A 17396-nucleotide genomic window follows, 5' to 3' on the forward strand; every position below is an offset into this window, starting at 1 on the left:
GGCAGAGCGCGCCCTGCGCGCAGCGCGGCGGGCGCGGCGCGCGCGTGCTAGGCGTCAGGCGCTCCGCACGGCGCGCGCGCCGCCCGCAGGGCAGGAGAGCCGCCGTGTCCGATCCCCTCGTCGTCAACGATGCGCTGACCGCCCCGGCCGCGCTCCTCAGCTGGAGCGCCGTGCGCGCGTCGGGGCCCGGCGGTCAGAACGTCAACAAGGTCGCCTCCAAGGTGGAGCTGCGCTTCGACTTTGGCGCGTGGCCGGAGCTCGCCGATGACGCCAAGGCGAGGCTGCGCGAGCTGGCGCGCGGCCGGCTCGACGCCGAGGGGCGGCTGTTCATCGTGAGCCAGCTGACCCGCGACCAGCTGCGCAACCTGGACGACGCGCGCGAGAAGCTGCGCGCGCTGATCCTGCGCGCGCTCGAGGTGCCGGTGCGGCGAAGGCCGACGCGGCCGACGCGCGCGTCGAAGGCGCGGCGGCTCGACGAGAAGCGGCGCACGGGCGAGAAGAAGCACGTGCGCCGTGGCGGGGGCGATCACGAGTGACGGGGCGGGGCGCGGGGGAGGGCGCCCAGCGCGCGCGCCCGCGCCGGCCCTCGCTCAGCGCTTGCGCCGGGAGCCGGCGACGACCTCGGCGGCGGTCGTCGCGGTCGCCGCGCGGGTGAGCCATCGCCGCAGCTTGCTCAGATCCTCGCAGCCGGCGATCGCGCGGGCCATCTCGGCCGGCGTGGTGATCCCGCGCGACTTCAGCACCGTGAGGATGGCCTCCTGCGCCATCCTGATCTCGCCGCGGGCTTCACCGCGCGCCTCGCCGCGGGCTTCACCGCGCGCCTCGCCGCGGGCTTCACCACGCGCTTCACCGCGCGCCTCGCCGCGGGCTTCACCGCGCGCCTCGCCCTCCGCGAGCGCTGCCTCGAGCGCGGGCACGCGCTTGTCGAGCAGCGCGCGGGCCACGGCGTCGTCCGAGGACGCGGCCTCGAGGAGCGCCTGGATCGGCAGCGGGCGCACGAGGCAGGGATCCTCGATGACCGCATCCTTGGGCAGCGGGCGCCAGCCGTCGGTCTCGCGCGACCACTCCATCACCCGGCGCTGCTTCACCAGGATGCAGAACACCCGCCGCAGGCCGCGGGCGATCAGCAGGCGCGCCTTGGTGGTCGGAACGGCGAGGGCCTGCTTGTCGCTGACCTCGAACGCCAGCTCCTCCAGCCGCCGGCGGCCCGCGCGGTCGGGCTTCTGCGCGAAGATGCTGGCGTCGGCCGCATAATCGCTGCCGAGGTCGGTCCGGGTCAGCATGTCCACGGCGCCCCGGTAGCCCTCGGCGACATGGGCGCCGAGGACGTAGGTCAGATCGAAATGCTGCGTCGCGTGCGGCGGATCGGCCGGGGCGGCGTAGACCTCGCCGCCGTGGAGATACTCCACCCGCGTCTCGGGCGGCGCCAGCCGGTCGTCCACGTGCGGCACGTGCGGGCGCGCCCTGCCGGCCGGAGGCGCGTGGACCGTGCGACCGGAGGCGCCGGCACCGGGAGCGAGGAGGACGTGGTCGTGCCTGCGCATGAGCTCCACCATAGCGCAGCCAGCGACCGGCGGGCATCGCGGCGCCGGCGTGCGCGCTTCCGCCGCAGCCCCGCGACGAGGCTCAGGCGCTCGCCCTCAGACAGCCCAGCTCGTAAAGCCCCATCCACCCGACCTCCGGGTCGGTGCAGGCGCCCTCCCTGAGCTGCTGCACGAAGTCCTCGATCGGCTTCTCGACCACGTCGATGAACTCCGTCTCATCCAGCGCTTGCGCCCCGTCGCGCACGCAATCGACCGCCAGGAACGCGTGTCGTTCGATGGTCGAGTAAGCGCACTCCAGCGGGCGGCCGAGCGGCACGAGCCGCCCGGCGACATACCCTGTCTCCTCGCGAAGCTCCCGCGCCGCCGCCTCCTCCGGGGCCTCGCCTGGCTCGACGCCGCCGCCCGGGAGCTCGTCGAGGATCCGATCGGGCCCCGGCCTGTACTGGCGCGCCAGGATCACCCTCTTCTCGCGGGAGATGGCCAGGACGCAGACGACTCGCCCCTCCTTCTTGAGCGAGAACGTGCGGACCTGCCCGTCCGGCAGCTCGAAGGTGACGTCCTCGATCCTCCTCCACGGCGAGTGCTGGACCACGCGCCGCTCCAATGCCTTCCACCGCACGACCGTCATGACCAACCCACCTCGGAGCCGCGACCGCTCCGGCGCCGCCGCTCGGAGGGGCGAGGAGCGCGGACGGCCGCACGGCGAGCACGGCTACCAGGCGCGACAGCCGACATCAAGAGGGCGCGAGCGAGGGCCCCTGTCGCATGAGCCCGTCTGGGGCCCCGGCGCCCTCGCTCAGAGGGGGGCCGGCCGGGCGCTCATGGGAACGGCCTCGCTCGCGACGGTGAAGTGCCGCCGGATGAAGTCGTTTGCGAACATGCCGATCGGGTCCAGCTCCTTCCGGATGCCGGCGAAGTCGGCGTACCGAGGATATGCCTTCTCTGCGTACTCTCGATTCGTGAAATTGATCTTCCCCCAGTGCGGCCGGCCTTGATGGCGCTCGATCATGAAGGCTTCGACCTCGGCGAAGATCGCCTTCCAATCTTCCGCCTCGGAAGGGAAGTGCGCGAAGGTCAGGAACACCGAGTCGCGACCGTAGGCGGGGCTCATCCACGCCGTCTCTTTGGTGACCGTCCGCGCCAGGATGTACCCGTTGATCTTGAACGTCCTCCGCTCCATGAGCTCGAACAGCGAGGCGATCGCCGGCCCCAGGCCCTCGATCGGGATCGCGATCTCGGACTCGATGTGGCCAGCGACGACCTTGAAGCGAGGATCGTGAGCGAAGAGCAGGAGATCGTACGATTTTCCGACCTGGTAGGAGCTCGTGCTCACCGCGGCCAGCGCCGCCTTCAAAAAGCGCGGCTTCAGGTCGATCGGGACCAGCCGCGCGGCGTTCATCAAGACGCTCAACGTGAGCCTGTCGCCCACGGCGAGGACCGGGTTGCGCAGCCTGTCCCAGAGGGACGGCTCCGACAGCTCCTCCGCCTTCGCGGCGTAGATGTGCTGCCTGCCGTACGGGAAGAAGAACACCTTGTTCATCGCGTACGGGTCGGAGAGCGAGAGAAAGCGGGGGGCGTTCGCGATCGCCGCCTTCGTCTCGAAGACCTTCTGGTGCTTCAGCACGTTGAACGACTCGCGGACCGCGATCGTCGCCTCGACCACGATCCCGAGGCAGCCAAGGTTGGTCCTGACCGCATCGAGGTACTGTGCGTTGCGCGCGCTGGATATCTCGATGACCTTGCCAGACGACAGCAAGAGCTTCGCGGAGAGCACGGCGCTGGAGAACGACCCGGTGCTTCCGGAGCCGTGCGTCGCGGTCGCGATGACGCCTCCGATGTGCTGCGCGTCGACCTCTCCCAGGTTGACGAGCGCGAGGCCGGCGGCGTCGAGGTGATCGATGAGGTCCGCGACGCGCATCCCTGCCTGGACGGTGACGGTCTTGTTCTTCCGATCGAGCTCGATCAGCTTGTTGATGCGCGCGAGGCTGACCATCCATTCGTCCGTGCACACGATGTCGGACCAGGAATGTCCCGCGCCGACGATCCGGATCTTCTTCGACCTGGCCCGCGCGCCGTCGACGATCGCCACGAGCTCGTCGATCGACCCGGGCTCATGGAAGCTCTCGGGTTTGCACCGATGGTTGGCTCCCCAGTTCCGCCAGGTTCCATCCGGACGAAGCGCATTGGACGTTGCGAAGAACCTTCTGATGCCCTGCGTGATCGCGCTCGGAATCTTGATGTTTTCGAGACGTTTCTGGTGTCCTTCAACGAATCTCGGCTGCATGAGACCTCCGCGAGACGCCCTCGGGCTCACCCACCCGCAAATAGTTGAATGGTGAGTGGCCGGCCAGCGAGAACCTTGGGCACAGCGGAGATCGAGATGAGCTATGTCCCGGACGCTGTTCGCGCAGCGCATGGCAGGTGGCTCCGTGCCGAGCGCGCGCGGCGTCGAGCCGCCGCGGACCCCGCTCCTCGGCCAGGCGGCGCGCTCGGTCAAGACATTGGCGTCGCCGGTCAAGGACGGGACGCGCGCTCGGCATCATCCTCTCCGGCATGACCTACCTCATCCCGAGCCAAGAACAGGCGCACGCGGGCCTGCGTGCCATCAAGGTCGTCCTTACCTCGGCCGGCCCCCTCGACGGGTCGCGGCGCGACGCGATGGGCGCGGTGCAGCGGCACCTCCTCCACACCGACTTCGACATCGACGCGCTCGCCCCGATAGCGCCCGAGGAGCTCGCGCGCGCCGTCGAGGACCCTCCGCTGCGCGAGCAGCTCGTCAACGGTCTCTGCGCCATGACCCTGTGCGGCGAGCGCGTCGAGGAGCGCGAGTTGCTCGAGGTCGAGCGCTTCGCCGCGGCGCTCGGGGCGCGGCCGCAAGCGGTCCGCCAGCTCCACCACCTCTACGAGCGGCGGCTGCTCCTGCTGCGCATCGACATCAGCCGGAGCTCGCTGCTCGGCAAGAACATGCGGCGCATGCTCGATGAGGGCGGCCTCTACGGGCTCGCAAGGAACGTCGCGAGCTTCGCGGGCGTCCTGGAGAACGAGCCAGTCGCTGCGCGCTACCGCTCGCTCGAGGCGTACAGAGAGGGCACCCTCGGCAAGGCGCTCTTCACCTTCTATCGAGAGAACGGCTTCTCGTTCCCCGGCGAGAAGCGCGGCGTGCCCGAGGGCGTGCTCACCCACGATCTGAGCCACATCCTCGCCGGTTACGGCACCGACCTGCGCGGAGAGGCGATGACGATCGCGTTTCAGGCGGGGTATCGCCGCGAGAACCCGTTCGGTATCCTCGTGTTCCTGCTGGTGCAGCTCCAGCAGGGCATCCAGCTCACCGTGCTGGCGCCGTCGCAGCAGGGGATGCTCGCGACGCCCGGGCTCGCCGACGAGCTCGTGCGATCGTTCGTTCGCGGAACGAAGATGAGCGTCGACCTGATGGACGACTGGGACTTCTGGGCCGACATGGCGGTGGATCTCGACGAGCTGCGCCGCCGTTACGGTGTCGTCCCCTGGGAGGCCGCGGCCTGATCCGGGTCCTCCGCTGGATCCGCCGGGAGGTGTGGAGGGCTCGCCGCGGCGCAGGGGGCGTGCGGCGAGCCCGGGGTGCGCGCTTCACCCTCCGAAGCCGCCGGCGGCCGTCTTCGAGAACGACGCGCCGCCCTGGCTGGCGCGCACCGCCGACTGAGAGAACAGCGCGAACGCCTTGCGGACGTCCGCCGCGTCGCTCTTCGGCGTCAGGATCCAGCGGTCCTCGATCCCCATGTCGCGAAAGATGGCGCGGAAATCGGTGTTTCCGTCGTCGATGCCGATCGCCGCCACGATGTGGGCCTCGGCCCGCCGCATGTCACGGACGAGGGCGCACACGTCCTTGGCCTTGGCCCACGTCGAGCCCGCGTCGGCGCCGTCCGAGATGATCAGCGTGACGGTGCGCGCCGGGACGCCGCTCAGCGCGAACTCCTGCGCCTTCGCGATCACCGTTCCGAGCAATACCACCGTCTGATCGTAGAGGGGCGTGCCGAGCATGGGATCGTAGTTCTTCGTGTCCATCTTCACGGCCTGGGCGATCGGGCAGTACGGATACAGCACCGCTCCGTTCAGGTAACGGTTGTGCGCCAGAATGGAGTCGCGCTGCCTGGAGTCGGCGAGGGCGCCCACGACCAGGTTGTGCCCGTCCCTCACCGACGGGGCGTTGCCGGCGAATTTGATCGAGCCCGAGTCGTCGGGCATCACCGTGACCAGCACCACCTCCGACGACGCGACGTCGTCCACCTGCACGCCGAACCCGGCCTGGATCTGCGCGCCCAGGTCGGTGATGTGCAGCGCCTGCATCGCCTCGGGCGAGAGCGCGCCGTCGTCCCGCGCTGCCTCGAAGAGCTGCTCGATGTCGAGCGAGCCACCCTGGCTCGCTCCGCTGTCGTTCTCCTTGTTCTTGCTCATCGGATCCTCCACGGTCATGCGCCCAGACACGGAATCGGGTCGGTGCTCTTCACGAGGTTCATCCCGGCGGCGGCGAAGCGGGCCAGCGCCTTGTCCGCCTCGGCGGTGAAATCGACGGCGAAGCCCCCCTTGCCGTCGGGCACGGTGACCGGCGACATGCAGTCGGTCATCACGTAGATCTTCTTGGCGAGCGCGCGGTCGGTGAGCGCGATCTCCGTCAAGATGTCCTCGATCGAGCTGCGGACGCAGTGGCTCGCGGCCTGGCCGGCGATGATCACCGCGTCGGCGTGGAGCAGCGTCCTCAGGAAGCCCGTGCTCCGCTGCGCGAGCGGCTGGCCGTCGTGCCGCGTCAGCACCTCGGGCTGCATCACCGAGTAGTTCTCGGTGAGCGGGTTGCCGCCCTTGACCTCGACCCACGACTGCACCCCGCGCGCGAACGCGTGGAACATCCGCGCCTCGTGCACGACGCCCGCGAGCGCGTGGCCGTCGCTCCCGAGGATGCAGTGCGGCGGCCACAGGTAGAGCTTGTATTTCCCTGCCTTCTCGAGCTCCTCGCAGTAATACCGGACCTGCTTCATGAGCCACGGGTAGCTCCCGCCGCAGAGCCACTTCGCCACCGCGGGGTTCGGCCGCACCTCCCCGGCGTCGATCTGCGCCGTCGTGATCTCGCGGTGCGCGGTCAGCGGGCGGTCCTCGCGATCCACCCAGAAGGCCGGGAAGAAGATCTGGTAAGCGAAGTGGGTGTCCATCGTGACCGTGATGTTCGTGATGGACGCGAGGTTCCTGTAGATGAACTCCGCGATGCGGCGGCTGTCGTCGACCGCGCCCGTGCCGCTCCTGCCGGCGACGTAGAGCGAGCCCTGCGGGAAGCAGAAGTCCTTCTGGACGTCGATGAGCAGGACGTGGACGTTCTGCGCGTCCGCGGCCGACGGCTTCACGCCATGCGCCTTCCGCCACGCGGCGGCGGCGCCGTGCAGCGCCTCTTCATTGGGGTGGTAGCCCCACCGCTCGGCGTTCTTGGCGTCATAGAAGGCGGGCAGGGGGAGCTCTGTCGATTTCATGGTCTCTCTCTCCTCTCGATCGGCCCGCGAGCGCGGGCCGTCAGCTCAGCGTGGATTCACGAGATGCGAAGCAACGTGATCGCCTGTGCGTCGACGACGAACAGGCCCTCTGGCCCGACGAGCAGCCGGGAAGCCTGGGTGACGAACGGCTCGGTGCCGGGGAACTGCCGCGTCTCGACGAGCGCGCCCCCGCGGACCTCGACGCGGACGACGCCGCTGTCGGTCGCCGAGAGCAGGAACCCGGAAGCCGCGCACTTGCCGGTCAGCGCGCCGAGCCACGAGCCGCCTTCCCCGTCGCCGTCGGCGACCGCCTCGACCGCGCCGTCCTCGCTCACGACGACGCACCGATGCACGGTCCGGCCGGCCTGCTCGGCGGCGAGGAACAGCCATGCGCGCCCGGCGCGGGGGCGCCCGCGGCCCTCGTGGGACGGAGAGCTCGGGCCGGCGTCGAAGACGCAGGTCGCCGCGGTGAGCTTGCCGCCTGGGAAAGGCAGCTTGACCGTGTCCTTGAGGCCGGGCCGCTCGGCGTCGAAGACGAACGCTATCGAGACGTTCCCGGCGCGGTAGAAGCCGAGCCCGAAGCTCTGGCCCACCCAGAACAGCGTTTGCCCGGCGAGGACCTCGCCCATCGGGACGGCGTCCGCCTCGCCCGAGAGCGCGGCGGCGTCCGGCCTCCCGCTGCGCAGGAGCTGCCCGCCGCGCGTCCAGTACCGGGCGCGCGCGTTCACGTCGAAGATCGGCCTCGTCCCGACGCAGTCCACCTGGATCCGCTCGGGCGCGGCCCCCGGCGAGAGCACCACGAGATCGCCGCCCCGGCCGATCAACGTGGCTCTCCCGTGCACCGCGAAGCGCGTCGCGGGGTGCGGCGCGCCGGACATCACGACGGACCGATCCTCCCGCAGGAAGCGGCCGCCCTCGTTCACGAGATACGAGAGCCCGCCCGGGCCGAGGGCCGCGGCCAGGATCACCCCGCGCGTGCTCAGGATCCGCGTCGCCAGCACCTCGCCGTGGACGACCGTCGACTCCTTCACGGCGGCCGGCGCGGCGCCGGCGCAGGCCGGGCAGGCCGGGCGCGCGTGCTCGACGCCGCACGAAGGGCACCTCGTCCAGGCGAGGGCGTCGAGCAGCCGGCGAGGGAACACGCCGCGCCGGTCCTCGACGAAGATGCGGTAGAGCGCGTCCAGGAGATCGTCCGGCAGGACGCGGTACGGGATGGCCGGCTTCGGATACCGCACCTCGCGGTCGAACACGGTGATGCGGCGGAGCGGCCTCGCGCTCTCGGGCACCCGCGCCGACGCGGACCGCGGCCGGAAGACGCCGCCATAAGGCCCCACGCAGAGCAGGCTCTGCATGACCATCACGGCGAACGCGTACCAGTCGGACTCCTGCGAATACGGCCTCGACAGGAGCGGCCGAGGGAGGGAAGGGTCGCAGAGCAGCGGATCGACGAAGCGCTCGGTGAACACCTGGCAGAGGTACGGGCCGAACTGGAAGCTGTCGGCGTCGATGACGAACACCTCGCCGCCGGCGACGAGCACGTTGAGATCGTTGAAGTCGCCGATCACGACGCCCCGGTCGTGGATCGCCGCGACGGCCCGGTGGAGCCGCGCGAGCACCTCGGAGACCGCGGCCGACGACAGCCCGCCGTGGCGCATCGACGGCTCGCCGTAGCGCAGGAGCGGCTCGGCGCCGCGCACGAGGCGCATGGCGTAGCCCACGATGCGCTTCCTGCTCCTGTCGGTCGCGAGCTCGAGGGGCGCGATCACCTGATCGGGCAGGGCCGGCGGGAACGCGCGCAGCTTGTCCTGGTGGCGCTCGATGCGGGCCTGGGCGGCGCGCTGCTCGGCGTCCTGCCCGGCATAATCCGGGTGATCGGGCGTCTTCCAGACCTTGAGCGCGCGGCCGTCGCCGAGGTCGAACACGTCGGCCTCCCCGCCTTTGCCGATCGAGGACCGAGGGTCGAGCCGAACCCGCTTTGAACCGAGAACCACGTCCACCGTTGCCTCCTCCGGACGCAATCGAACGCAATCAAGCGCAATCGAGCGCAATCGAGCGCAATCGAGCGCAATCGAGCGCAATCGAGCGCAGACGCCCTGTCGTTTCCCTCCGCGACTCCTGCGCCTCCGCGCAGGGCCGCGCCTCAATCGCGGGCGCCTTGCGCCCTCCGCACGACGATCACCGTCGTGTCGTCGCGGAGCAGCCCGCCCTCGCGCTCCATCCGCTCTTCTTTCCATACGGGCCGCGCCACGGATCGGTTGATGAGCGCGAGCCGCCGCCTCACCGCGTCGGGGTTCCGGAAATACCGGTCGTCCTCCCAGAACCTCGACAGCGGGCCGACCTCGCCGCCCCCCGGGATCTGCCGTGACGACGACTCCGGCAGATCGATCGCGCCGTCGGTCCCGAGCAGGGCAGTCTGGAGCGCGCTCGACGGGAAGGCGCGGTGCACGGTGAAGCGCGGCGCCTCGCCGCCGGGCGGCCGATCGAGCAGGCCATACGCGAGGTAGGGGGGCTCGTCCCTCGGGAAGGGGCCGAGCCGCAGGAGCTCGTCGCCGAGCGCGATGAGGCCGTCGCCGAGCGAGAACGCGCATGCCCTGTCGCCGGAGATCGCGAGGCCGACCACGGTGAAGAGGAAGAAGGTCGACACGACCTCGGCGAAGCTGCCGCCCATGCCGGCGGCCACAGCGCGGAGCGGCGCGAGCGCCCCGCGCCGCACGTCTTCCCACGTCGCGGGCGACTCGAGGTCTCCGCCGCTCCGGAGCGCGCCGAGCACCTGCTCGGTCACGATCCGCGCCCCGAGCGCCGCACCCACCTCGCTGCGGGCGCCGCTGCCGCAGCCGTCGCAGACCACGGCGACGAGAGAGCCGCCCTCGGCCCGGAAGGCGTAGGCGTCCTGGTTGGGCCGCCCCACGGCGAGGTGATCGGTCCCGGTCACCGTCCCTCCGGCGACCTCGAAGGCCGAGCCCCCTCCCATGTCCGCCAAGAAAGCGACGTCCCGTAGCATGGAGTTCCCTTCTGCGCCCGGCGAGGGCGCGCTGCGGCCGGACCCGGGCAGACGGAGGCCGGGGCGCGCGGTCCTCCCGGCGCCGGAGCTCCATCGTCCGCTCGGCGGTCAACGCCGACCGTAAGCGCCCGCGCCAGGCGAGCGCCCGATCGTTCGTGTATCTTGCACACCAAGCTTAGTGTTCGTGGTACACATTGTCAACCCGGTCGCCGGCGTTCCGGCCGCGCTTCCGGAGGCGTTCGAGCGCGTCGCCGACACGCGAGCCGGCGCCCGCTTCAGATCTCGAAGCTGAAGCCGTCCTTCTCGAGCCGCTCGTACTTCCGGCGGTCGAACCGGTAGAGCCGCGCCGCGCGGTGCGCGACGTCCTGCTCGACCTCGTCGAGCTCCACGAGCAGCCCGGTGCCGAGCGCCTTCTTCCGGAAATTGCGCTTGTCGAGGGGGCGCTCGAGGATCGCCTCGTAGAGCCGCTGGAGCTGCGACAGCGTGAACTTCGGCGGCAGGAGCTCGAACCCGATCGGCCGGTATCGCACCTTGCCCTTGAGCCGCTCCAGCGCGACCGCGAGGATCTCGTCGTGATCGAAGGCGAGCGCCGGGGTGTCGTCCACCGCGAACCACGCCGCCTCGCGCGCGTCGGTCGCTGCCTTGACCCGGTGATCCCCGAGCTTCACCAGCGCGTAGTACGCCACCGAGACCACGCGCTCGCGCGGGTCGCGCCCGAGGGCGCCGAACGTGTAGAGCTGCTCCAGGAACACGCCGGAGAGCCCCGTCTCCTCCGCGAGCTCCCGCCGCGCGGCGTCGTCGAGCGCCTCCTCGACGCGCACGAACCCGCCCGGGAGCGCCCACCTGCCGCGGAACGGATCGAGCTCCCGCCGGATGAGGAGGACCTTGAGATCCGCCTCATCGAGGCCGAACACGACACAATCCACCGTCAGCGCCGGCCGCGGGTGCTCGTAGGAGACGGACATTCAACTCTCCGTGTAATTTGCACATGAATGTTGGTGTCAATCGGACACCATGTCAACCCGCGCCGCAGGGCTCGGCTCCTCGGCGCGGGGGAAACGTCATCGACCGACCGACAGCCCCTCGACGGCCAGCGCGCGTGCGCGGTAGAAGGCTCCCATGAAGGGGGACGCGGAGTCGAGCGCGGCGGGGGCGGAGACGCGGGAGGAGCTCGAGGCGAAGCTCCGTGAGGCGCATTTGCTCCTCCGCGCGATCCTCGACCACATTCCGATCACCGTGTGCAGGTACGACCGCGCGGGCGTCTTCACGTTTCACGACGGCAAGGGGCTCGAGGCCGTCGGCGTGAAGCCGGGGCAGTTCCTGGGAGCGAACGTGCTCGAGCTCTTCGCGAACGACCCGGCGACCCTGGAGACCAACCGGCAGGCGCTCGCCGGCAAAGGCGCATACAACGTCTACGACGCGTACGGCGCCTCCTGGGAGTCATGGCACGTCCCCGTGCGCGACGGCAACGGGGAGCCCGACGGCATGATCACCCTCAGCCTGGACGGCTCCGCGGCGAAGCGGCGTGAGCAGGAGCTCCGGGCGAAGATCGAGCTCATCGAGACGCAGCAGGAGGTCATCCGCGATCTCTCGACGCCCATCATCGAGGTCTGGGACAAGGTGCTGACCCTCCCGATGGTGGGCGTGGTGGACAGCCTGAGGATCTCCGAGGCGATGGACAACCTGCTCTCGGCGATCGTGAACAAGGACGCGCGGTACGCGATCCTCGATCTCACCGGCGTCGACGCGGTCGACACGCAGACCGCCGGGTACCTCATCGAGATGATCAAGGCCATCCGGCTCCTCGGCGCGGAGGGGATCATCACGGGGATCCGGGCGAACGTGGCGCAGACGATGATCGCGCTCGGACTCGACCTCTCCGGCGTCACGACCGTCGGCAACCTCCGCGCCGGACTCAAGCTCTGCATGCGGCGCATGGCCGCGGCGGGCGAGGGGGTCGAGCGAGCCGCGGCGGGCAGCGCGCCGGCGAAATAGCGGGCTCCGGCAGCCGCGCGCGAGGCGCGCCTCCGCGCCGGGCGGCGGCTCAGCGATGGATCACGACGCGCGTGGACGGGTCGTCGCGCGTGGCCTGCACCGCGTACCACTCATCGGGCACGGAGGGCTCGGTCCAGTGGAAGAGCCATTTCGCGTCGCCCGGCGAGAGGTTCACGCACCCGCCGCTCTGCCCTTCGCCCCAGCGGTCGTGCCAGTAGGCCGCGTGAAGGAGGTACTTGCTGAAGAAATGCTGGCTCCACGGCACCTCCGCCTCGATCCAGTCGTCCGCGTCGACGTGAGGCGTGATGAGCGTCTTCGTCACCCATTTGCGGCCGATGCTGTACTGGCCGAGCGGGGTCGTGGAAGGCGGCACGAACGGCTCGACCTTCTCCGGCTCCTCGGCCCCGTTGCGCCCGGCCGAGATGAGGGTCGCGAACACGGGGCGGTCGTCCTCGTAGGCGATGAGCCAGCCGTCGAGGGCGGCGATCTCGACCCACGTGTTCCTGGGGCCATCGGCCGGCGCCGAGGGCGGCTCGCCGCCGAGCTGGATCGGGCGGCCCCACGGGTTCCGCGCCCTCCGCGGCCGGACGACCACCGCGTCTCGCTCGAGCACCCAGTGCCCGTCGTCCCGGGTCTCGAGGTACGTCAGCTCGCCGACCCGCTTCGATCGGCCCGTCAGCCCGACCCGGGCGAGGCGGTCCCACACGGCGTCCGTCTTCGCGGGCTGGCCTCCCTCCGTGAGGCGGTGCTTCGGGCGCGCCTTGCGGCGAAAGAAGGCCATCGGCAGGCGCGCCTCGGCGCCGAGGTACACCCCCTCGAAGGTGGTGGGCTCGTACGGCTTGACCTTGTCCTTCGGTACGAACGTCAGATCCGAGGCCCAGAGCCATGTCGTCCCGCCGGCCTCGACCTCCTCGGTCCAGGCGACCGACGAGCGCGGGCGGACCTGCATGTGCCGCAGATCGTGGATCCCCTCGGGCCACGCCGGCGCGTCGAAGCCGTCCACGCGCAGGAGGCGCTTGAGGCCGAGCGACTCGCCGTAGCGGTACGGGAGCGGCCGATCGGCGAGCGGGGCATGGGGGATCAGCGCCTGGCGTACGGGATCGGCGGTGTCCAGGGTGGCGCGCTCGCCGTCGACGCACACGTAACCGCGCGGCTCCACGGCGTAGAACGCCGGGCAGCCGTCGGCGCCGCGGATGGGCTCGACGCTCTTCAGGCGGACCGAGCCGCCGATCGAGAGCATGCCGATCCACTGGGCCTTGGGCCGCGGCGCGGACCGGATCCACACCTCGCGGCCCCTCGAGTACACGCGCGCGGATCGCGCCCGCGCCGCCTCCACCTCCAGGACCGGCGAAGACGAGGTCGAGGCGGCCAGCGCCTCCGGCGGCGGCTCCGGCGCGGCGGGGCGCGGGGCGGGCGAGGGCTCCGCGACCGCCACGCCCGCGCTCGAGGCCGCGTCGGCGCGCGAGCCGGCGTCTTGCCGCGACGGCGTGCACCCGAGCCAGAGGGCGCCGAGGGCAACGAACCACGAGCGGCCAGGCATAGGCACGAGACCCTAGCACGTCGAGCCCGGCCGTCGGAACGACGTGCCAGGCTGGACGAAGGCGCTCGCGCCGCGACGCGAGCGGAGAGGAGGTCGTCGCTCGTGCGGCGATCTGCGGCGATGGCACCGGGGCGCCGGATTTCGATGGCTGCGGGTGTCACGCTCGCCCCGCTCGCGCCTAGAGCCGAGGAAGGTCGGCGAGGACAGCCGGCCAGAGAAGACAAGGAGAGATCCCATGCGTCGTTGGCTCAAGGTGACCCTGATCGCGGCCGTCCTCGGAATCCCGGCGGTGGCCTATGCTGGGACGCAGCTCAAGGGCGGCTGTCCGTGCGCGGATTGCCCGTGTCCGGACTGCCCCTGCGGCTGAGGACCCAGCGCCCTTGGAACCGCGCGCGCGATCGCTGCTCAACGCGTCGATGAGGCGCCTCGCCGACGGCGATCGCGCGGCGTTCGATCCTGTCTACGCCGCGCTCTGGCCGGCGATCGGCGCGTTCTGCCGCCGCATGCTCGGGGGCGGAGCGGACGCGGAGGACGCGGCCCAGCAGGCGCTCTTGAAGGTGTTCGACCGCGCCAGCTCGTTCGATCCCGACGGAGACGCGCTGACCTGGGCGCTCGCCATCGCGACGTGGGAGTGCCGCACGACGCGGCGGCGGCGTTCCCGGTCGAGGGAGGCGCCGGACGAGCATGTCCCGTCGATCGCGGCGGACGCGCCGACGCCGGAGGACGCGGCGATCGCCAGGGATCTGGACGACGCTGCGCGCGAGGTGCTCGGCACGCTGGCCGAGGCGGATCGCGAGACGTTGAGGGCGACCCTGCTGGAGGGCGAGCGCGATCCTTCGGTGTCGGGCGCGGCGCTCCGCAAGCGCCGCGAGCGCGCATTTGCTCGCCTGCGGGAGGCGTGGAGGAGGATCTATGGAACGTGAGGCGCTCGCCGGCCTGAGCCTGAAGGAGAGGGCCTATCGCGCGTACGAGCGGGGGAGGGCGAGGAGGGCCGCCTGGGCAGCGACACCCACGATCGCCGTGGCGCTCGTGGCGGCGCTGATGAGCGACCGTCCGGTCACCACCGCGATCCTCGGCGCGGCGCTCTACGTCGCGGCGGCGCTGCTCTCGTGGCGCGGGCAGCACCTCGGGCGAGGCGTGCTCCCGGGTGTCGCGGCGGGGCTCGTACCCTTCGCAGCGGCGCACGCGGCGCGCGTCTACGGTCACCTGTGCACGCCGGAAGGGTGCGTATCCGTCTGCGTCCCCGCATGCCTGGCGGGCGGGGTCGCCGCCGGCGTGCTGCTCTCGCGGGTGCTGCGCCGCTCGGAGCGGCTCGGGGCGTCGTGGGCCTCGGCGTGCGGCGTCGCCGCCCTGACGGGCGCGCTCGGCTGCGCCTGCGTCGGCTTCGGCGGCGTTGTCGCCCTCGCGGCGGGGCTGCTCACCGGCACCGCGTCGCTCGCCCTCCGCCCTGCGCGCTAGAGCGACGGTCACCCGCTTCGGATACGGGCCCACGTCGGCGTTTTCGGTGCTCAGCGCACCGGAGTGCGCCTCCGCGCCGAAAACGCCGATCTGGGCCCGTCTCCTGTGCGGGTGACCGCCGCTCTGCTGTGTCCTGTGCGGGTGACCGCCGCTCTGCCGTGTCCTGTGCGGGTGACCGCCGCTCTGCCGTGTCCTGTGCGGGTGACCGCCGCTCTGCCGTGTCCTGTGCGGGTGACCGCCGCTCTGCTCTGCATGGTGCAGAGGTGGGCGGAAACCGCTGTAGGCTCTGCGCATGCCGGAAGTCGCTCGCAAGCGCCTCGCGCTGGCGCTCCTGATCGTCGCGGTCGTCCCTGTCGGCCTGATGGCCCGGTTCCACGGCGGCCCGGTCTGGCTGCGCAACAGCGCCGGCGCGGTGCTCTATGAGGTCGTGTGGATCGCCGCGGCGCAGATCGTGTGGATCTCCGCGCGCACGCATCGGTTGGCGCTCGCGGTCCTCGCCGCGACGTGCGCGATCGAGCTGCTCCAGCTGAGCCAGGCGCCGTGGCTGTGGGCCGCGCGCAGCACCACCCCGGGGCGGCTCCTGCTCGGCGCGAACGGCGGCTTCGATCCGGCGGACTTCGCGCTGTATGGCCTCGGCTGCGTCCTGGGTTACGGGCTCTGCCGGCCGCTCCGGGCCCCCGCGTGAAGGCAGCGCCGCGCCGAGCGCGCGCGCCGGTTGCCGCGCGTGCCGTGAGGGGCCAGGCTGGCGATCGCGAGATCCAGGAACCAGGAGGCGATGGCCATGTCCGAGGCTCACCACACCGGCGGCTGTTTGTGCGGCGCGATCCGCTACCGCGCGCGCGGCGCGCCGGTGAGCGTCAATGTTTGCTATTGCAGCCAGTGCCGGCGCCAGAGCGGCGCGCCGATGCCGGCCTTCGCGTCCTTCGCTGACGAGCAGTTCGAGCTGCTCTCCGGCGCGCCCGCGACGTTTCGCTCATCCAGCTTCGCCGTCCGCCAGTTCTGCGCGACCTGCGGCTCGTCGCTGTTCTGGCGCCGCGACGGGGCGCGGGAACTCGACATCTTCCTCGGTACGATGGACAGGCCCGGCGACGTGCCGCCGCCGTCCTTCCAGCTCTGGACCGTGCACCGCGTGCCCTGGCTGCCCCCCATCCAGGGGGCCACGGACTATCGCGGGGACAAGGCCGGCAGCCAGAGCTAGCCGGCGCTGTCTTCGCCGGCGGCCTCCTTCGCTTCCTCCTCGGCGATCTTCGCCCGCACCTCGTCCATGTCGAGCGAGCGCACCTTCTCGATCACCTGATCGAGCGCCGATGCGGGCAGCGAGCCCGCCTCCGCGAACAGGAGGACCTTCTCGCGGAAGATGAAGAGCGTCGGGATGGAGCGGATGTTGAATGCCTGCGCCAGATCCTTCTGGTCGTCCGTGTTGATCTTCCCGAACACGATGTCCGCGTGCTTCTCGGAGGCCTTCTCGAAGACGGGCCCGAAGACCCGGCACGGGCCGCACCAGGGCGCCCACCAGTCGACGAGCACGATGCCGTTCGACTCGACCGTCTTCTCGAAATTCTCCGCGCTGAGCTCGATGGTACTCATCCGCGGAGCATACCCCCGGGGCACGCCCGTGTCGTGGAGCGAGCGGCCAGGCGCCGCCGGCGGCGCTCAGGGCGCGTTGCATGCGAGGATGGGCTCGATCGGCTCGACGAGGAGCTGATCGACGCGTACGCGCCCGACGTCGCGGCGCGGGCGGAACCGCTCCAGCGTGCTCCTCCACCGAGGGAGGGCCCCGCGTCCCGGCTCCGCGCGGGCGCCGTGCTACACCATCGGCACAGCTTACCGTCGAAGGAGAGCGCGCCATGACCAATGCGTCAGTTCAATCCCTCGCCGATGCCATGGATCTCGGGTCGCTGCTGCAGGAGATCCGGGATCGACATGGCGAGTTCGATCTCCTCGCCCACTGGAAGCAGGGCGAGTTCCACCACGACGTGGTCCTCCGGGTGCACCGCTTCGCGCCGCTGCCGGCGCCGGTGCTCGTCGTGAGCACGAACTGCAACGGCGGCGTAAAAGAAGTGCTCTGCTTCGGCGACGTCCCGGAGCGTTATGCCCTCTGGCATCATCGCTGCCCCGGCGTGCCGGAGTTCTCGGGCGAGCTGCCGCCCATCGCCGCGCAGGCGCGGACGTCGCACTACTTCGATCCGTGCGAGCTGCTCGCGGCCGACGCGCGCAGCGAGCTGCGCCCCGAGTTCCGCGAGCGCGACGTGGGTGGAGGATGGCGCTCGCGGTGCGGGCAGCCCGGCCCGGCGCTCGACGCCGAGGGAGAGCCCGGAGGCGCTCGCGGGTCAGCGCCAGGGGAGACGTGCTCGTGATGTGCCGGT

At 71.2% G+C, this 17396-nt stretch carries 19 protein-coding genes; 9 read left to right on the forward strand and 10 right to left on the reverse strand.

Translation table 11 applies throughout. The features are described from left to right. Window positions 1–104 precede the first annotated feature (104 nt). Entirely contained in the window at window positions 105–536 is a 432-nt protein-coding gene (arfB, locus tag WMF19_RS13930) for an alternative ribosome rescue aminoacyl-tRNA hydrolase ArfB (RefSeq protein ID WP_272103163.1), read from the forward strand. Window positions 537–590: 54 nt separating this feature from the next. On the opposite strand, the gene WMF19_RS13935 is transcribed toward arfB, so the two are convergent. The 3 genes from WMF19_RS13935 to WMF19_RS13945 all read right to left on the reverse strand — a co-directional run bounded on the left by WMF19_RS13935 (window position 591) and on the right by WMF19_RS13945 (window position 3960). Then, window positions 591–1544, reverse strand: coding sequence for a Uma2 family endonuclease (locus tag WMF19_RS13935; protein ID WP_437899565.1), 954 nt, complete (start codon window positions 1542–1544; stop codon window positions 591–593). A gap of 82 nt (window positions 1545–1626) precedes the next feature. Beyond that, entirely contained in the window at window positions 1627–2172 is a 546-nt protein-coding gene (locus WMF19_RS13940; protein ID WP_437899566.1) for an NUDIX hydrolase, read from the reverse strand. Between the two features lie 168 nt (window positions 2173–2340). Beyond that, window positions 2341–3960 (reverse strand): D-arabinono-1,4-lactone oxidase, encoded by a 1620-nt coding sequence (locus WMF19_RS13945; RefSeq protein ID WP_437901627.1) that lies wholly within the window; start codon window positions 3958–3960, stop codon window positions 2341–2343. A gap of 137 nt (window positions 3961–4097) precedes the next feature. Here WMF19_RS13945 and WMF19_RS13950 point away from each other — a divergent pair, with 137 nt between their 5' ends. Next, the gene (locus WMF19_RS13950) at window positions 4098–5066 is read left to right on the forward strand and encodes a hypothetical protein (RefSeq protein ID WP_437899567.1); all 969 of its coding nucleotides are present in this window, start codon (window positions 4098–4100) and stop codon (window positions 5064–5066) included. A gap of 84 nt (window positions 5067–5150) precedes the next feature. On the opposite strand, the gene WMF19_RS13955 is transcribed toward WMF19_RS13950, so the two are convergent. The 5 genes from WMF19_RS13955 to WMF19_RS13975 form a co-directional block, all read right to left on the reverse strand. Then, entirely contained in the window at window positions 5151–5975 is an 825-nt protein-coding gene (locus tag WMF19_RS13955; protein ID WP_437899568.1) for a hypothetical protein, read from the reverse strand. Window positions 5976–5989: 14 nt separating this feature from the next. Then, complete coding sequence (locus WMF19_RS13960) at window positions 5990–7036, reverse strand: nicotinamidase (RefSeq protein WP_272103169.1); 1047 nt, start codon at window positions 7034–7036, stop codon at window positions 5990–5992. Between the two features lie 56 nt (window positions 7037–7092). After that, window positions 7093–9033: a hypothetical protein gene (locus WMF19_RS13965; protein ID WP_437899569.1), complete on the reverse strand. Its 1941-nt coding sequence runs from the start codon at window positions 9031–9033 to the stop codon at window positions 7093–7095. A gap of 143 nt (window positions 9034–9176) precedes the next feature. Beyond that, entirely contained in the window at window positions 9177–10037 is an 861-nt protein-coding gene (locus WMF19_RS13970) for a protein phosphatase 2C domain-containing protein (RefSeq protein ID WP_437899570.1), read from the reverse strand. A 275-nt stretch (window positions 10038–10312) separates the two neighbouring features. Further along, the gene (locus WMF19_RS13975) at window positions 10313–11002 is read right to left on the reverse strand and encodes an NUDIX hydrolase (protein WP_272103170.1); all 690 of its coding nucleotides are present in this window, start codon (window positions 11000–11002) and stop codon (window positions 10313–10315) included. Between the two features lie 154 nt (window positions 11003–11156). Between WMF19_RS13975 and WMF19_RS13980 the strand changes: the two genes are divergently transcribed. Beyond that, window positions 11157–12032 carry an STAS domain-containing protein gene (locus tag WMF19_RS13980; RefSeq protein ID WP_437899571.1) on the forward strand — a complete coding sequence of 292 codons (876 nt, stop codon included), beginning with the start codon at window positions 11157–11159 and terminating at the stop codon, window positions 12030–12032. Between the two features lie 49 nt (window positions 12033–12081). On the opposite strand, the gene WMF19_RS13985 is transcribed toward WMF19_RS13980, so the two are convergent. Next, complete coding sequence (locus WMF19_RS13985; RefSeq protein ID WP_437899572.1) at window positions 12082–13572, reverse strand: L,D-transpeptidase; 1491 nt, start codon at window positions 13570–13572, stop codon at window positions 12082–12084. 235 nt (window positions 13573–13807) lie between these two features. On the opposite strand from WMF19_RS13985, the gene WMF19_RS13990 reads away from it, so the two are divergent. The 5 genes from WMF19_RS13990 to WMF19_RS14010 all read left to right on the forward strand — a co-directional run bounded on the left by WMF19_RS13990 (window position 13808) and on the right by WMF19_RS14010 (window position 16228). After that, on the forward strand, window positions 13808–13939 hold the full coding sequence (locus WMF19_RS13990; protein ID WP_272103173.1) for a hypothetical protein: 132 nt from the start codon (window positions 13808–13810) through the stop codon (window positions 13937–13939). A gap of 13 nt (window positions 13940–13952) precedes the next feature. Next, on the forward strand, window positions 13953–14495 hold the full coding sequence (locus WMF19_RS13995) for an RNA polymerase sigma factor (RefSeq protein ID WP_437329091.1): 543 nt from the start codon (window positions 13953–13955) through the stop codon (window positions 14493–14495). After that, window positions 14485–15030 (forward strand): hypothetical protein, encoded by a 546-nt coding sequence (locus WMF19_RS14000; RefSeq protein WP_437899573.1) that lies wholly within the window; start codon window positions 14485–14487, stop codon window positions 15028–15030. The genes WMF19_RS13995 and WMF19_RS14000 overlap by 11 nt, the downstream gene beginning before the upstream one ends. A gap of 292 nt (window positions 15031–15322) precedes the next feature. Continuing rightward, window positions 15323–15715 (forward strand): DUF2809 domain-containing protein, encoded by a 393-nt coding sequence (locus WMF19_RS14005; RefSeq protein ID WP_437899574.1) that lies wholly within the window; start codon window positions 15323–15325, stop codon window positions 15713–15715. Between the two features lie 96 nt (window positions 15716–15811). Further along, window positions 15812–16228 carry a GFA family protein gene (locus WMF19_RS14010; RefSeq protein WP_437899575.1) on the forward strand — a complete coding sequence of 139 codons (417 nt, stop codon included), beginning with the start codon at window positions 15812–15814 and terminating at the stop codon, window positions 16226–16228. On the opposite strand, the gene trxA is transcribed toward WMF19_RS14010, so the two are convergent. Continuing rightward, complete coding sequence (trxA, locus tag WMF19_RS14015) at window positions 16225–16617, reverse strand: thioredoxin (protein WP_272103178.1); 393 nt, start codon at window positions 16615–16617, stop codon at window positions 16225–16227. The genes WMF19_RS14010 and trxA overlap by 4 nt on opposite strands. A gap of 260 nt (window positions 16618–16877) precedes the next feature. On the opposite strand from trxA, the gene WMF19_RS14020 reads away from it, so the two are divergent. Then, the gene (locus WMF19_RS14020; RefSeq protein ID WP_437329095.1) at window positions 16878–17387 is read left to right on the forward strand and encodes a hypothetical protein; all 510 of its coding nucleotides are present in this window, start codon (window positions 16878–16880) and stop codon (window positions 17385–17387) included. The last annotated feature ends 9 nt before the right edge of the window (window positions 17388–17396 follow it).

Origin of the sequence: Sorangium sp. So ce124 (assembly GCF_051525235.1) — a bacterium.
In the GTDB taxonomy this organism is placed as follows: domain Bacteria; phylum Myxococcota_A; class Polyangia; order Polyangiales; family Polyangiaceae; genus Sorangium; species Sorangium atrum.

What these genes read in the sequence shown, in the direction of transcription:
- trxA (WP_272103178.1), bottom strand. Translation starts at nt 16,617, where the DNA reads ATGAGTACCATCGAGCTCAGCGCGGAGAATTTCGAGAAGACGGTCGAG.
- WMF19_RS13945 (WP_437901627.1), bottom strand. Translation starts at nt 3,960, where the DNA reads ATGCGCTGCGCGAACAGCGTCCGGGACATAGCTCATCTCGATCTCCGC.
- WMF19_RS13960 (WP_272103169.1), bottom strand. Translation starts at nt 7,036, where the DNA reads ATGAAATCGACAGAGCTCCCCCTGCCCGCCTTCTATGACGCCAAGAAC.
- WMF19_RS13940 (WP_437899566.1), bottom strand. Translation starts at nt 2,172, where the DNA reads ATGACGGTCGTGCGGTGGAAGGCATTGGAGCGGCGCGTGGTCCAGCAC.
- WMF19_RS13990 (WP_272103173.1), top strand. Translation starts at nt 13,808, where the DNA reads ATGCGTCGTTGGCTCAAGGTGACCCTGATCGCGGCCGTCCTCGGAATC.
- WMF19_RS13985 (WP_437899572.1), bottom strand. Translation starts at nt 13,572, where the DNA reads ATGCCTGGCCGCTCGTGGTTCGTTGCCCTCGGCGCCCTCTGGCTCGGG.
- WMF19_RS13935 (WP_437899565.1), bottom strand. Translation starts at nt 1,544, where the DNA reads ATGCGCAGGCACGACCACGTCCTCCTCGCTCCCGGTGCCGGCGCCTCC.
- WMF19_RS13980 (WP_437899571.1), top strand. Translation starts at nt 11,157, where the DNA reads ATGAAGGGGGACGCGGAGTCGAGCGCGGCGGGGGCGGAGACGCGGGAG.
- WMF19_RS14000 (WP_437899573.1), top strand. Translation starts at nt 14,485, where the DNA reads ATGGAACGTGAGGCGCTCGCCGGCCTGAGCCTGAAGGAGAGGGCCTAT.
- WMF19_RS14020 (WP_437329095.1), top strand. Translation starts at nt 16,878, where the DNA reads ATGACCAATGCGTCAGTTCAATCCCTCGCCGATGCCATGGATCTCGGG.
- WMF19_RS13950 (WP_437899567.1), top strand. Translation starts at nt 4,098, where the DNA reads ATGACCTACCTCATCCCGAGCCAAGAACAGGCGCACGCGGGCCTGCGT.
- WMF19_RS13975 (WP_272103170.1), bottom strand. Translation starts at nt 11,002, where the DNA reads ATGTCCGTCTCCTACGAGCACCCGCGGCCGGCGCTGACGGTGGATTGT.
- WMF19_RS13970 (WP_437899570.1), bottom strand. Translation starts at nt 10,037, where the DNA reads ATGCTACGGGACGTCGCTTTCTTGGCGGACATGGGAGGGGGCTCGGCC.
- WMF19_RS13955 (WP_437899568.1), bottom strand. Translation starts at nt 5,975, where the DNA reads ATGAGCAAGAACAAGGAGAACGACAGCGGAGCGAGCCAGGGTGGCTCG.
- WMF19_RS14010 (WP_437899575.1), top strand. Translation starts at nt 15,812, where the DNA reads ATGTCCGAGGCTCACCACACCGGCGGCTGTTTGTGCGGCGCGATCCGC.
- WMF19_RS14005 (WP_437899574.1), top strand. Translation starts at nt 15,323, where the DNA reads ATGCCGGAAGTCGCTCGCAAGCGCCTCGCGCTGGCGCTCCTGATCGTC.